9 protein-coding genes and 1 pseudogene are annotated in these 16,015 nt (G+C 34.1%); 1 reads left to right on the top strand and 9 read right to left on the bottom strand.

Features of this window, described 5'->3' with window-relative positions:
- Positions 1 to 82 precede the first annotated feature (82 nt).
- The 9 genes and pseudogenes from QWY92_RS00865 to QWY92_RS00905 all read right to left on the bottom strand — a co-directional run bounded on the left by QWY92_RS00865 (position 83) and on the right by QWY92_RS00905 (position 13,699).
- Positions 83 to 1,129 (bottom strand): GntR family transcriptional regulator, encoded by a 1,047-nt coding sequence (locus tag QWY92_RS00865; protein ID WP_290267882.1) that lies wholly within the window; start codon positions 1,127 to 1,129, stop codon positions 83 to 85.
- A gap of 169 nt (positions 1,130 to 1,298) precedes the next feature.
- The gene (gene aldA, locus QWY92_RS00870) at positions 1,299 to 2,738 is read right to left on the bottom strand and encodes an aldehyde dehydrogenase (RefSeq protein WP_290267883.1); all 1,440 of its coding nucleotides are present in this window, start codon (positions 2,736 to 2,738) and stop codon (positions 1,299 to 1,301) included.
- Positions 2,739 to 2,771: 33 nt separating this feature from the next.
- Positions 2,772 to 4,187 carry a purine-cytosine permease family protein gene (locus QWY92_RS00875; protein ID WP_290267884.1) on the bottom strand — a complete coding sequence of 472 codons (1,416 nt, stop codon included), beginning with the start codon at positions 4,185 to 4,187 and terminating at the stop codon, positions 2,772 to 2,774.
- Positions 4,188 to 4,240: 53 nt separating this feature from the next.
- Positions 4,241 to 5,530, bottom strand: a complete 1,290-nt coding sequence (locus QWY92_RS00880; RefSeq protein WP_290267885.1) for a class II aldolase/adducin family protein — start codon at positions 5,528 to 5,530, stop codon at positions 4,241 to 4,243.
- Between the two features lie 27 nt (positions 5,531 to 5,557).
- Positions 5,558 to 6,931: an FGGY-family carbohydrate kinase gene (locus tag QWY92_RS00885; RefSeq protein WP_290267886.1), complete on the bottom strand. Its 1,374-nt coding sequence runs from the start codon at positions 6,929 to 6,931 to the stop codon at positions 5,558 to 5,560.
- An 11-nt stretch (positions 6,932 to 6,942) separates the two neighbouring features.
- Positions 6,943 to 8,223, bottom strand: coding sequence for a sugar isomerase (locus QWY92_RS00890; RefSeq protein ID WP_290267630.1), 1,281 nt, complete (start codon positions 8,221 to 8,223; stop codon positions 6,943 to 6,945).
- A 102-nt stretch (positions 8,224 to 8,325) separates the two neighbouring features.
- A pseudogene (locus QWY92_RS00895) lies at positions 8,326 to 10,430 on the bottom strand (bifunctional aldolase/short-chain dehydrogenase).
- Positions 10,431 to 10,583: 153 nt separating this feature from the next.
- On the bottom strand, positions 10,584 to 12,248 hold the full coding sequence (locus tag QWY92_RS00900; RefSeq protein WP_290267887.1) for a TIM barrel protein: 1,665 nt from the start codon (positions 12,246 to 12,248) through the stop codon (positions 10,584 to 10,586).
- Positions 12,249 to 12,262: 14 nt separating this feature from the next.
- Positions 12,263 to 13,699: a sulfatase family protein gene (locus QWY92_RS00905; RefSeq protein WP_290267888.1), complete on the bottom strand. Its 1,437-nt coding sequence runs from the start codon at positions 13,697 to 13,699 to the stop codon at positions 12,263 to 12,265.
- A 169-nt stretch (positions 13,700 to 13,868) separates the two neighbouring features.
- On the opposite strand from QWY92_RS00905, the gene QWY92_RS00910 reads away from it, so the two are divergent.
- Positions 13,869 to 15,974 carry a DUF5722 domain-containing protein gene (locus tag QWY92_RS00910; RefSeq protein WP_290267889.1) on the top strand — a complete coding sequence of 702 codons (2,106 nt, stop codon included), beginning with the start codon at positions 13,869 to 13,871 and terminating at the stop codon, positions 15,972 to 15,974.
- Positions 15,975 to 16,015 lie beyond the last annotated feature (41 nt).

Consider the following 16,015-nt stretch of genomic DNA (forward strand, 5'->3'; position numbering starts at 1 on the left):
TTAGTTTAGTTTGAAAGAGGCAGTAATAATATTACTGCCTTTTTGTATGTATTTGTACTTAAATAAGGGGTAAGACGATATGCTAAATTGAATTTCGATCAATAAGACTAAATGGGTTTTTAATTTTACCTTTTTTATTATTAATAATCATTTCGGCAGCTGTTTCTCCCATTTTTTCAAAATCTGTTGAAATAACAGCGATATCTAATAATCTTTTAAATGGAGTCTCATTATACGATATGATTCCCACATCTTGCCCAATAGTAAGGCGTTTGGTTTTTATTATGTCTAGTAGTTTAACCAAATTATCATCAGAAATTGTAATAAATAATTGTCTAGAATTAATACTTTCATCTTCTTTAATTTTATTAAGAATTTTAAAATTAAATAGATGTTCATTGCAGAATTTTATAAATCCACAACGTATTTTATGAAAATAGGGATAAGTTTTTCCTTCTGGAATAACTAAATTCAACCTTTTGTAGTTAGCTATTTTTTTTAATCCGGTTTTGAGTGCATTGTAAATATCATTTTCAAAATCTTCATATATTTCTATGATATCACCATCTATGGTTAATTCGTTATTATCCATTAAAACAAGTTTTTCTCTAGGTATACTTGTTATGGCTTTTAGTGCGTCATTCTTAATATTTATTTGGTTAACATTGCTACATTTAAAATGTGGTATTATAACATAATAATCATACCTCATTTTATTCTTTTCCATCAAGTTAACGCAAAATGATTTTTCACTATTATAAATTTCAAAATCCGTATGATATTCATTACCAATGTTTTTTAGGAAAGAATGGTATGTTTCTAATTTGTAAGCACTTAATTTATTGACAAGAAATAGAATGTTTATTTTTGAGATTAATTTAGTTCTGTTTATATAAACGCCCTTGCCCTTTATCCCAATAATTATTTTCTTATCCTTTAACACGTTGTAAGCCTTTTCTACAGTGTCTCTAGATACTTTGTATTCTTTGCTAAAAACATTAATCGATGGAAGTTTTTCATTCATTTTAATGCTTCCTTTTGATATGTTGTAGGTAAGACTATTGGCTATTTGTAAATATAAGGGAGTTTTATTGCTTTTTTTGAACTTTAAGTCTTTAAGTAAATTCATAAATGAGAAATTAACTAATAGTTAAAAAGTGAAAACTTACACTTTTATAATAAGAGTTTAGGAACTAAAATCTTTTAATATAGTACTGTTTTAAAAGAACTTGTTGTTAAAAAAAAGGTAATCTACTTAATTAAATAGACTACCTTTTTATTTTAAAATCTCTTTAATATTAGAAATATTTAGCATAAACTACTTTGGTTTGCAAAAACTCTTCCATACCATGCTTGCCATCAGCGCCTCCAATACCCGATTTTTTCCAACCAGCGTGGAAGCCTTGCATAGCTTCAAAGTGTTCGCGATTTACATAGGTTTCGCCAAACTGGAGCTCGTTGGTAATTTTCATGATATTATTAAAATTCTCAGAAAACACAGAAGAGGTTAACCCAAATTGAGAATCGTTTGATAAGGATATAGCTTCGTCTATTGAATTAAACTTCATGATAGGTAACACAGGGCCAAAAACTTCTTCTTGAATAATTTCCATTTGTTGAGAAACATTCGTTAAAAGTGTTGGTTCGTAGAAATAACCTTTATTAAAATTTTCGGCACGTTTTCCCCCAATTAATACTTCTGCACCTTCTTTTTTTGCGAACTCTACCATTTCAGAAATCTTGTCGATTTGAGATTGAGAAACTAAACTACTCATATCGGCATCGATTCCTGTTAGGGCATCGTCAATTTTCACCTCACTAATTTTTTTCGTAATTTTTTCTACAAACTGATCATATATATCGTCTTGAACATAAACTCGCTCAGCACAATTACATACTTGTCCGCTAAAAATAACTTTAGAAGACACAATAGCATTAACAGCTAAATCTAAATTAGCATCAGAGCACACAATAGCAGGTGCTTTTCCTCCTAATTCTAATGATACTTTTGTAATGTTTTTAGCAGCAGCTGTAATAATTTGTTGTCCAGCACCAACGCTTCCAGTTAAACTAATAATGCCTGTAATAGGACTTTTAGAAAGCGCATTCCCAATAAGTCTACCAGATCCACAAACAAAGTTTAATACACCTGGAGCCATACCAATATTCTGAATCAATTCAGCAAATTCCATAATGGTATTTGGTGCTTCAGAACTTGGTTTAATTACGCATGTATTGCCAGTAATTAAAGATGCCGCTACTTTACGTGCCATTACAAAAAACGGGAAATTCCAAGGGCAGATACCTACCGCTACACCAATGGGCACTTTATGTAAATAGATATGTTCTTTTTCACGGTCACTTTGAATAATTTCACCTTCAATTCGTCTTGCCCAACCGGCGTTATAATCAAAATAATCGGCGGTAACATCAATTTCTACTTGGGCTAAACCAATAACTTTAGCTTGTTCTTTAGATAATGTTTCAGCCAAATAAACTCTATTTTTTCTAATAATATCTGCCATTTTATGTAGAAAAGCACCACGTTGTACAGCAGGTAATGCTTCCCATTTTGGTTGTGCATCTTTAGCGGCTTCTAATGCTAAATTTGCGTCTTCAGCAGAACCTGTTGGGATTGAGCTAATAACTTCTTCATTACATGGGTTTAAGACGTTAATTCGAGTTGTAGAGGTTGAGTTTATAAACTGACCGTTTATATATTGTTTATATGTTTTCAAAGTATATTGATTTTAATGTTATTATAAATAAGTTTAGTTTTTTTTGTTTTGAAAATACTTACTAAATATTAAGAAGAGTAGTCCGCATAATAACCAAGCAGGCAGTGTGACAAATGATAGAAAGACATCAAATTGTATAGATATGAAGTAGAATAAGCCAAAGCTAATAGCCCAAGCCCAAAATACAGATTTGCTAAAAGATAGGTTTGCCGCCTCAGCGTAGTTTTTTATAATACCCGCTTTTTTATGAAAAAAATGTTCGAATACAATGATAGCTCCAAAAGGTGCTAAAATAAAACCGTATAGCGCAACAAAGCCTAAAAGCTTCATGGCGAAAGCAGGAAACAGACCGGCAATTGTTGCTAATGTACCAGCTAAAATGGTCACTTTTGCAGTTGATAATTTAGGTAGAATAGCTTGAAAGGCTAAACCAGCTCTATAAATTGTTGGGTTAGCGGTTGTCCAACCAGCTAATACTACGGCAATAATTCCTAAAACACCAATAGCGTTATATGCCATGGGACCAGGAGCTACAGGAGGAGCTTGTCCGTTATTTAAATATGATAATGCTTCTGGAGACTGAATATATACAGCATAAAGTAGAGCAGCAGCAATCCATGCCATATAGTGCCCTACGTACATTCCTGCGGCAGTAGCCCATCCAGCTTTTGCTTCTTTTGCGAACCTAAATACTGATAGATCGGACATACCAATATGCATGGCGCCATTAGCAAACCAAGACCAAATAACAACATGCCAAAAGGTGAATTTTGTTTGACCAGGAAAGGGTTCTGAACCTTCACCCCAAATATCCCAAAATTTAGAAAAGCTATCTACACCTAGTTGGCTCAAAGCTACAATTCCACAAGCAATAAAAGCTAGCACAATAATTGGAGACATCCAATTTGCTGCTTTGGTAACGGTGTCATAACCGCGTGCCGCAATTAATGAAATTACGGCTCCAATTACAATTACTATAATAACCCACGTCATTCCATTTGGAAGTGTATCATCCAATTTTGGCATAGGCATATTAAAAGGAATACCTACGGCAGTAGCAGAAACCGTGATCATAGAACCTGCTAAAAAGCAGAATAAAATACCGTTGGCTAAGTTATAGCCTGTTACCAATTTTTTTCCGCAAATTTTTTCTAATTGATAATATAGAGTCAGCCTATTTTTAACAGCTATTTCAGCTGTTAAAAAACGCCAACTTAATACTGCTAATAAATTTCCTATTAGTAAACCTATAATTAAATCGAATGCACTTACACCGGCTGTTAGAAATAATGGACCAATCATAAATTCTGTTCCAGCTGCATGTTCACCGGCATACATACCTATAAAGCTTTTCCATCCTTTTAATTTGGATGTTGGTACCGGGGTTCTTTCAAATTCTCCTCCTGCAATATCTTCAATTGCATCTTGTTCTATACTTACTTGGCTCATTTAGTTGGTTGTTTTTTTTATACGATGTATTAGTATTTATAATTTTAGTGCTGTTAGGATAAAAACTTTTTTCTTAAATCTTCAACTTGGTCATCATTGATAGGTACCATTTGTCCTAAAGAATTTCCTAAAACAATAGATTTAGCACTGAATTCAGCAACTTCCAAATAATCAAAAGTTTGAAGTAATTTATCTCCTGTAATAATGACTGAATCATTTTCAATAATTAAAGCCGTAGCGCAGTTATCAACTATGGTAGAATTGTTGTTTTTTCTAAAATGATCCCCATATTTTACGACATTAATGTCTTGTAAAAAGATCCAGCTTTCTGGTATGGTACGTACATTTAAGTATTCTCCAGTGACTCCGAACGCCATTAAGTAAGGTGATTGCGTCATAATTATAGAATTTACATCAGGGTTACGATTGTAAATTTCTTGATGAATCCAAGCCGCTCTACTTGGTGTTTTACCAGCTTCTCGTTTTCCGTCTTTAATTTGGACAATATCATGAATGTTTAAATCCCAACGGTTACTTCCTGTTGGAGTAATAAGAAAGTCATTCTTGTTCCAGCGCATAGATACCGTACCGTAAGAACTTATCATTAAGCCTTGTTGGCATGAGCGTTGAACAATTTTACAAATTTCTAAACGTTTTTCAACTTCGTCTGAAGGATAATGAACGCTCTCCATTTCAGGCAATACACCGGTTGCTTGTGCTTCAAACTCTTCAATTTGTTCATCTGTCAAATATTTAGGAGTTCCAATTTGAGAACCATATAAAATGGTACTTGCACAAAACTCTAAAGCTTCAAAACGTTCAAAAGCGTCAGTTAAGTCGCTTCCCCCTAAAACAGTACCATGATTTTCCATGATAATGGCTTTGTACCCTTTTTTAAACTCGTCGGCAATAACATCGCCTAAATCTTCACTACCAGGCAACCTATACTTTGCATAACCAATAGGGCCACAAATATGTTTTGCTTGAGAAATAATATTTGTGTTTGGTATTTGTCGTACAATACTAAATGATACTAATGCAGGTGGATGCGCGTGAATTACAGATTTAATATCTGGACGTGCTTCATAAATAGCTTTATGGAATGGAAATTCGGAAGAAGGTTTGTGTTTTCCAATAACAGTTCCATCTTTTTGTACACAAATAATATCTGAAGCTCTTAAAGACCCTTTGTCTATAGCCGAAGGTGTAACCCAAATATTACCGTTATCATCAATAATTGAAATATTACCACCAGATGTTGTGGTCATGCCTCTTTTGTATATTCTACTAATAATAGTAGTAATTTGATCTCTTGGATGTTCTAAATTTATTTTCTTAGACATTGTAAGTATTTTAATAATAATTAGTAGTTAATCACCTATTATAAACGGGACGTGTTTTTTTAGAGCGTAATTCTTTTTTAAGAATTTAGAGTTTAAACGTGTATCTGAAATAGATATGGCAGCTCCAAGTGCAGAGCCTAGAGACGCTTGTGTAGTTCGTAATTTTTTATCCCTAAAGTAGTGTGATAGCAATTTTATATAAAGGTCGTTGTCGCTAAACCCGCCGTCTACATACAACCTAGTAATGTCGTCATTACCAATGGCTTTTTTTACACATTTAATTTGTAATAAAACGAGCTCGGTCATTAATTGGTGGTAGGCGTGATCATATTCAGTATACGCTAGTTGCGTTTGTTCTGGCATATCTTCATCTATTAAGCCTTCCCATTTAAAAGCATGTTTAAAATCTTTTACAATTTCTAAATATGTATCATAATTAAATTTTACTTTTCTGTGGTAATCTTCATCAACACCGTAGCGTTTATTTAATTTTTCAACCTGAATTTTATATTCGTTACCTAAAAATAATCGAGAGGCTTTAACTGGTTTACCGTTAATACGCATGTAATTAATGGCATCTCTATCATTAGTATCCTCTGATATTGGGTTTTCTGTAAACGGGTTAAATGCTATGCTCCAAGTGCCTGTAGAAATAAGTACAAATTTTTTATTGATACTTCTAACGTAGGGGAGTAAAGCCGCAGAGCTATCGTGTATTCCTACACCTATTTTAATACGGTTACCATTGTAATTCATGTTAATGCTCGTTTCTGTAGAAACGATAGGAGGAAGAATTTTATTTAAACCTTCCTTATATACCCATGGGTGGTAATCTTTCGCTTGATAATCCCAAAGTGCAGTATGGCACCCAATACTTGTATATTCGCTTAAAGGCACCCCAGTGAACACATAACTTAAATATTGAGGTAAGTGCAAAGAATACTTAATTTTATTAAATACTTCGGGTTTTGTTTTCTTTAACCAATAGAGTTGTAAACCGGAATTGAGCATGCTTAAATCGGCACACCCAGTTTGTTTTAAGAAATCTTCTTTTGGTCCATATTCCTCAAAAAAAGAGGTAATAATGTCCTCGGGGAGCGCTTTAGTGTAGTTATATAAAGGAGTTACGGGGTTGCCCTCTTCATCAATATGAACAAAGCTTGCACCATAAGTAGAAAAGTTAATCGCTTTAACCTTGAATTGTTCTGCTTTAAGAATACGATTAAAAACGTCTTTAAGCCATTTTTGCAATGCAATAAGATTCTCAGTTGGATGGCCGTCTTCATCTTCTATTTCATCAAATGAAATATATTCCTTGTGTACTTCTTTAAAATCTTTATCGAATAGGAAAAACTTTTTATTAGTTTTTCCTATATCAAAAACAGCTGTTACATTTTTCATTTTATTTTAAATTAAAGGCCTGTAGCAATTGTGTTCTTTCCTCTTTCTTTTATAAGTCCGCCGCGAACATCTAATGCTCTGTAAGCATTAATAGGGCTTAAAACACCGCCTCTATTTAATCGTGCTTTTTCTAATAATGGCCTTACATCGGTACGGTAAGCACCCTGTAAAATTTCTTGACATTTCACCACATCATTATCCATTTGTGCTGCTTTTAAAGCGGCTTGATCGATAAGTAATGCTTTGGCATAAGCTTCCTGAATGGCTTCTAAAGATTGAATTAAATCTTCTAAAGGATCTTTTACATTATGGCTCGCATCAATCATCCATGCTAAATCTGGATTTTGAGGATTATTTTCCATGCCGTAAACCAATTCGTTAAAAATTAAGAACAAGGCATAAGGTTTAATGCTTCCAACAGTTAAATCATCGTCACCATATTTACTATCATTAAAATGAAAACCGCCTAATTTTCCTTTTAGTTGAAGGATAGACACAATTTGTTCGATGTTAGAATTTGGAAGATGATGTCCAAGATCGACTAAAGTGAATGCTTTTTCACCACATTCGTTAGCTAACATCAATGAAGCTCCCCAATCTTGAATAACGGTACTGTAAAAATTGGGTTCGTAAGGTTTGTATTCAATAAGTAATTTCCAATCGTCTGGCACACCTTTGTAAATATCCTTTAAACTATCTTGTGTATTTTGAAATGCCGTTTGAAAATTATTTTGTCCTGGAAAACAAGACCCATCAGACAACCAAACCGTTAAGGCTTTAGAGCCTAGTTTGTTTCCGATATTGATAACATCTAAATTATGTTCAATAGCTTGTTGACGAACGGCTTCGCTGGTGTTACTTAACGAACCGTATTTATAACTTTCTTTTGCGTTTTTTTGATCTTGAAAAGTATTTGAATTTACGGCATCAAACTTAATATCTAATCCGTTAGCCAATTCTTTAATCGCATTATAATCTGATGGCACATCCCACGGAATGTGAAGCGATACTGCACCTGCCGTTTGTGTTAAAGCGTGTAAAACACCAACATCTTCAATTTTTTGTTCTAAACTAGAAGGTTCTCCATAAAATGAAAAACGTCCAAAACGGGTCCCACCAGCACCTAATGCCCAACTTGGTATAGCCACTTGGAAATCGGCTAATTTAGATACAATGCTAGTAACATCATGTCCTTTTTTTGTTAATTTGTTGGCTAAAAAATCAAAGCTTTCGTTATGACTTTCTAATCCATTTTTATTATAATCAGAGATTTGCTCTTTTTGTATTTTCATAATTTTAATATCTTTTTAAAAGTAAAAACTCCCATAAACTTCAACTAGAACTTATGGAAGTTTTTCACTAAACAAACTATAACTAAACTAATTTTTGTGTTGTTAACGAACAAAGGCATTCGCCATGCCACCATCAATATTTATAATATTTCCTGTCGATTTATCTAAAATTCCAACTAAAGAAAATACGCCATTAGCAATATCATCTGGAGTAATAATTTCATTTAAAAGATTTCTTTTTGCATAAAACGCAGGTAATTCTTCAACAGTAATACCGTTGGCTTTTGCACGACCTTCGGCCCAAGCACCTTCCCAAATTTTACTTCCAACGATAACGCCATCTGGGTTTACGGTGTTTACTCTAATTTTGTCTTTTGCTAATTCTGCAGCCAATAAACGAACCATGTGTTGTTGTGCTGCTTTTGCTGTACCATAAGCCACATTGTTTGGCCCTGCTACTAATCCGTTTTTACTAGCAATAGCAATATAATTTCCACCTAAACCTTGTTTGCGCATAATGGCTGCCGATTGTTTTGCTAAATCGAACTGTCCTTTTACTAATATATTTTGTAGAATATTCCAGTCGTTATCCGTAGTCTCTTCTAATGGTTTTGAAATGGCTAAACCTGCACTGTGCACGATAATATCGACTCCGCCAAATTCTATACATGCTTTTTTGTAAGCCGATGCAATAGAATCGGTGTTTGTTACATCGCAAATAGCATAAGTAGAAACATCACGCTTGTATGTTGCATGCGCTTCTTTTAAACTATCTTCATTAATATCGGTAAGTACTACATTAGCCCCTTCAGCAGCTAGTTTGTCTGCAATAGCTTTACCAATTCCACCACCAGCACCTGTAACCAAGGCTACTTTTCTAGATAAAGGTTGCTCTTTAGGCATACGTTGTAATTTGGCTTCTTCTAACAACCAATACTCAATATCGAATGCTTCTTGTCTAGGTAAAGAGGTGTAAGCGGTAATGGCTTCTGCACCGCGCATTACATTGATCGCGTTAATATAAAACTCATTGGCTACACGTGTAGTTTGCTTATTTTTGGCAAAACTAAACATCCCAACACCTGGATAAATTATAATTACTGGATTTGCATCACGCATATCAGGACTGTTTGCTTTTTTACATGTATTATAGTAATCAGCATATTCTTGTCGGTAGGCATCAAAAGCAGGCTCTAATTTCTTTAAAATAGCATCAGCATCTGATACATCTTCGTTTTTATTTAATGTTAATACTAGCGGCTGAATTTTTGTACGCAAGAAATGGTCAGGGCAAGAGGTTCCCATTGGAGCCAGACGTTCTAAATCATTACTATTTATGTATTTCATAACCACATCTGTATCAGAGAAATGACCAATCATTCTGTTCTCAGAAGAGCATAAACCTCTTAAAAGTGGCATAATTTGAGCCGCTTTTTCTAAACGCTCTTCTTTTGGTAAGCTTTCAATTTTTTGACCACCAAATACACTCCCTTTTTCTTTTATTTTTTTCTCAATAAATTCAGAAGCCATTTCAATAACTTCTAAACTGTTCATGTAACATTCATAAGAAGTGTCTCCCCATGTGAATAAACCGTGACTACCTAATACAATACCTCTTATTCCAGGATTGTCTTCTAAACATTTTTCTATTTGAAGACCTAAATCGAACCCTGGACGTTGCCAAGGCACCCATCCCATAGTATCTCCCCAAATCTCTTTGGTGACTTGTTCACTATCTTTCGCTGCTGCAACTGCAATGAGTGCATCTGGATGCAAGTGGTCTATATGAGCGAAGGGTAATAAGCCATGCAAAGGGTATCAATTGAAGGCGCTTTACTATCTAAATCATAAATACAGTGGTTAAATAAACCTACCATGCGGTCTTCATCTTCCAAGCCTCCGTAGACATTTTTTAAATCGCGTAACCTGTTGGTATATATGCCTGCAATACCACTTCTGTTTAAAGTGCCAATATCACCACCGGAACCTTTAATCCACATTACCTCAACATCTTCATTGGTAAGTGGGTCTTTTTCTATGGTTCTGCAGCTTGTGTTACCACCACCGTAATTCGTAATTCGTAAATCTGCCCCTAAAATATTAGATCGGTATAAAAATAAATCTACTTGGTTATCACCTAATGATAATGCCTTTTGATCGTCCCATAAATAATCGACGTATTTAAAAGTTTTCGTATTGTTTTCCATAATGGTTTGTTTGTTAAAAATGTTAGTTCAAAAGTATATTCATTAACCAATTTGTCTATCCTGTAGTACCTTGTAAATTATAAGTGAAAAGAGTAATTATTTTAAGTGGTTTTGGTGTTAATTAATTGATTATTAGTTATTAATGATGTTTGTTTAGAATGATTTTAAATTAAAAAAAATGAAGCGATTTTTGCTCATTTCAGGAATCATGATGAGACCTTTTTCTGGGTTAATACCCAAATCTGCAAATTGTGAAAATCCAGAAATCACTTCTTTTACATCACCTTTTTTGTTAATTTTTAGTAATCTTCCTCCTGTCCAATCCGTAGCGTAATAATATGGACCATATTTAATGACACCGTCAAAGTTTGCTATTGGTAATCCTTTTCCAATAGGACTTATTTTTTTTGTTTTTAGGTTTATCGTCTTTAGAGTTCCTTTTTTGCTTGTTTCAAATGTAGCGCGATTGGTCATTGGTCCCCAAGTAGCTACAATTAATTCATTTTTATCTACCCACAAACCATTTGGGTATTCTAACAGGTCATTTTTTACAAAGATTTCAATATTACCACCTTCCGGAAGTTTATAAATGGTATTAGTAAAGGTATCAGATATATAAATATCTCCATTTCTAGAAGCGGCTACATCATTAATAAATTCAGAGTTTGGTAAATTTATTTTCCTAATAATTTCACCTGTTGAAATATTAATTTCTACCAAAACTCCACGGTCTCCTACATATAATAGATTTTTATATGAAGCCATTCCGGTAGGTGCATCTAAGCCTTCTATCCATCTATTAGAAATAATGTTTCCGTTTTCGTCTAGTCGTGTTATCCAACCATAACCATCTTTCTCAAGAGTTACTTTTTCGCCTCCTAAATTTGAAATAAACCACGATTTTGAAATGCTATCCCAATAGGCATTTTCTGGATTGTCTAAAATATGATTGAGATCATTATTTTGGATTTTATAAGTTGAATCTACCATAGTATTCCACTTTGTTATAGAGCGCGATAGATGCTCTTTAGGTTCATCTTCAATACCAAAGGTGTGTAACATCGTTTTACCTTTGAATTTTATTTTTTGTAAAACGGAAACAAATTTAGAAACGTCATAATCGCCTTGATCTAGTGGTTTTATAGCGTCAGACCAATTTGCTTTATCATTTGCAAACATGGTTACATTAGTGCCGGAAATAGAAGCGAATTTTAAATATGGCGCTGCTTTTATAGCAACCTCAAGAAGGCGATTGCCATTTCCGGCACGCATTTCATGGCATAAATGTAATGTTAGAAATAAGTTTGGTTCATTAACTTCTTCAATGTATGGAATAGCTTCTTCTGCAGATTCTATAAAACAGTTATCATGTGGATAAATAACAATATCCTTATTAACTTTTTGAGCTTCTTGAGCCATTGTTTTTAATAGAAGGAGCGTCTTTTCTTTGGTGGCATTTCCATTTATAATAACCCACATTGCTGTTCCTTGAGGTAGCGCAGCTAAGGTTCTTCGCCACATTATGTTTTGAGTTTCAATATTATTTGAGAAATTGAAACCGAAAAACACAACGGGTATGGTAAGCTTACCACTAGAGAATTCCTTAGTCTCTAAATAAGACTTTAGTATATCCCTTTGTTTATCGGATTGCACTCTAAGTGTTGTACCGCTATATCCTAATTTAGCAAACAGTTTTGCGCGTTCGGCTATCGGGATGTGCTCCATTTTAAAATCAAAAGCATATAACGACTTATCTATGCCTTGTGCATTTGTAGATATTGAAAGAATAAAAAATAGTAATTTTAATAGTGTTTTCATTTTAATGTTATTGGTTATTTTACTGATTTTAAATAATGATTTCTAAATACTGAATCTTGTTCGTTAAAATCTTTTGTTGGTATTCCAGAGTTTTTAAGTTCCTGTCCCCATTGTTTTAATCTTTTCTTTAATACTTTCGCTTTTCGTGGATATGTATTTATTAGATTTTCGTTTTCATGGGCTGCTGAAGTAACATCAAATAGGTACTCGTGTTTTCCTGACTTTAAAAATTTATAATCTCCCATTCTTACAGCTGATTGTCCCCAAAACCTCCAAAAAAGGGCTTGATGTGGATCGCCTTTTTTTGTGTTATTTAAGTAGGGGATAAGGTTGGTGCCATCTAACTCATCTGTTTCTGGTAAACCAGCCAAAGCAATGCAGGTTGCGGCAACATCTAGTGAAATAACAGGCTTATCATAAACTAAACCTTTGGGTAAACCTGCTGGCCAATTTATAATATAGGGTATTCTTATGCCTCCTTCCGAGAGCATACCTTTTTCTCCAACCCAAGGTGTGTTTTTAGAGCCATCCCAACCTGGTCCAACACCTGGGGTATCGGCCATGTTTAGTTTTATTGGCGCACCATTATCACTTATAAAAAAGATGACTGTATTTTCGTCTAGCCCCAGTTTTTTTAGGGTCTCTTTTATTTTACCAACACCATCATCTATAGCAGACATCATGGCTAAGCAATATTGTCTTCGTTTTGGCATATCTTCAGGGAAACGATCCATGTATTTTTTTGTAGCCCCTAAAGGTACGTGTGGCGCAAAATAGGATGTATAATAAAAGAACGGCTTGTCTTTGTTATTCTCTATAAATTTTACCGTTGCATCGGTTTGAATATCCAGTCTATAGCCCGCTTGTTTTATCCAATGCGCTTCCATATTTCTTTCTCCGTCTAACGTATAAGTTGTCCAATAGTCTTGAATATAGCCTTGAAATGTGTCATCAAAACCTCTATTAGAACTCATATAAGGTATTTTTCTTTCGAAAGGAATATCACTTGGTTTCACTGTTTTAATATTTAGTTCGGGCATATGTTCTTTTAACCATTTTTCTTGTTGATGGTTAGGTTCTAAATGCCATTTTCCTGTCATACCAGTAACGTATCCTGCTTTTTGCATACGTTGGGATATTAATGTTTCGTCTAAGGGCAACGGTATAGTGCCATTATGATCTAGTCCAAAACGTTGTTGGTATCTACCAGATAATAGTCCTGCTCTAGAAGGAATACATTGTGGAGCGGTTACATAGCCTGCTGTCATTCTAACTCCAGTTTTTGCCAATAAATCAATGTTTGGGGTTTTAATATCATCAACTTGCCCATTTACACCAATGTCGGCGTATCCTTGGTCATCTGTGAAAATGACAATAATATTAGGCTTGGCTTGTGCAAATGTTTGTGCATGAATTAAAAAAAGTAGAATTAAAAAGGAGGTTTTCTTCATATCATTAATATTTAGAATTATATAGGCTTCCTGTAAGTGTTTTAGAGACCTCTAAAGTATTTAGAAAGAATAATAATACTATCATGCCCTTTCTGTAGACGTACCGTATTCAACAGGATAGTTTTTTGAAAAATGCAACGTATTTTTACCTTTGATAAACAGTATTACTATGGAAAAGTGTCTTTTGTTTTTTTTTATATTCCCTATTTGTCTTTTTTCTCAAACTGGCGCTACGACTTTAAATGTAGATACCCAAAAGTATAATCAGATAGAAATAAGTGTTTTAGAGGATGATGTATATGATGTTAAGACTTTGGGAGAAGACCCTTATGTATTTATAAAGCCTTTATCTCATAATTTAATTAAAGAAAATAACCAACTTTCGTTTGAGTATTTCTGTCCAACGGGTTTAGACCATATAGAGGTGTATTTTTATCCCTTAGGGGAACAGGTTAAGAGTGTTATGGTTGGTGATATAGGCAGTACCGAAGGATGGGTTTTGTTTAGAATGGATCTTAGTGAATATGTTGGAGAATGGGGAAAGGCAGGAGATTTTTTAAGATTGGATTTTGGAACTGCCCCAGCTTTGAATATTCAAATAAGAAACTTAGAACTTCGGGCTATGAGTGCTAGAGAGTTAGATATTCAATCTAATAAGGAGGCAAAGAAGCAACAGGAATTAAATTTTGAGAATGATTTAAGATTTTATTTGGATAAGGAATTTCCAAATAGCATATCAAATGTTTTGGTTACCAACGACAAAGTGAAATTGGCAGGAGAAATTTCAAAAACAAAAAACTATTATATAGCCGAAATTGATGTTCATGAAAATGGAACAGAATTGGAGAAATTTGAGTTTTTGGAACCTATAAAATCTAAAAACGGGCACTTTGATGTTGAAGTAAATCGCTATGTAAAACGTAATGGATATAAACAAGATAGATTGTTGTCAAAATGGATGATTGTTGAAAAAGAAGATAATCAATACAAAGGCGTTTCTCATGCAAGATATACCGATTCTGTTGTTCCGAAATATCGCTACCCATTTGTTAAACCTGCTACTAAAAAAGGGTTGGGAGGTTATAGTATCAATCGGGCAGCGCCATATACCGATTTGGATAGTTTAGGTATTACTAGCGTGACGGTGAATATCATGATAAATAGATTTTTTCGCTCTGGTCCATCGCCCCAAAATATGTCTTTTGAATATATGGGAGAAACCTATTATGTAGATAAAAAAGAAATAGACCGTCAAGATAAAACGTTTTTAAGTACTGCCGCAAGAAATATTGAGGTGTCTGCCATATTACTTGTGGATAAGGCTTCAAAATCTTTAGATAAAAAAATAGGCGCTATTCTAGAGCATCCAGATTGCGATCCTTCTGGTATTTATACCATGCCCAACCTAACCACACCAAAAGGTGTTAGGTATTATGCTGCTGTTTTAGATTTTTTGGCGAATCGCTATATGAGGCCTGATAAAAAATATGGGCGTATCCATCATTGGATAATCCATAACGAAGTGGATGCTGGATGGGTATGGACGAATGCAGGAGAAAAAACCGCTTTAGTTTTTATGGATATATACCATAAATCCATGCGTATGTCTCATAATATTGCAAGAAAATATAATCCCAATTCAAAAGTATTTATAACACTTACTCATTACTGGAATTGGACGTCCAATCCACATTTCTATCATTCTAAAGAACTGCTTGAACAATTGTTACAATACTCTAAAGCTGAGGGCGATTTTGAGTGGGCTATTGCGCAACACCCTTACCCTGAGTCGTTACGAGAGCCTAAGACTTGGCTCGATAACAAAGTAAGCTTTGATTTTAATACTAAGCTAATTACTTTTAAGAATTTAGAAGTGCTAGATGCTTGGGTAAAACAGCCTGAAGTCCTTTTTAAAGGACAAAAGAAACGACTTGTATACTTGTCTGAAAACGGAACAAACTCTCCAACTTACAGTGCCCAAGATTTAAAAGAACAAGCGGCAGGCATGGCTTATGCTATGAAAAAGTTGAAGTTTTTAGATGGTATTGATGGTTTTCAATATCATAATTGGCAAGATAATCGTAAAGAAGGCGGACTGCGTATTGGGCTAAGACGTTTTCCTGATGATAAAGAAGACCCTAGTGGTATTAAACCCGTTTGGAAGGTGTATCAAGCTTTTGGTACCGAAAAAGAAGCCGAAGTTTACGACCAGTATAAAGAAATTATTGGAATTGATCATTGGGATGAAATTCATCATAAGGATCCAATTAAATAGTAAAAACAGGTTATTTAAAACAAAATTCATATTAAATAATA

This window comes from Algibacter miyuki (assembly GCF_030409805.1).
GTDB classification, from domain to species: Bacteria; Bacteroidota; Bacteroidia; order Flavobacteriales; family Flavobacteriaceae; genus Algibacter; species Algibacter miyuki.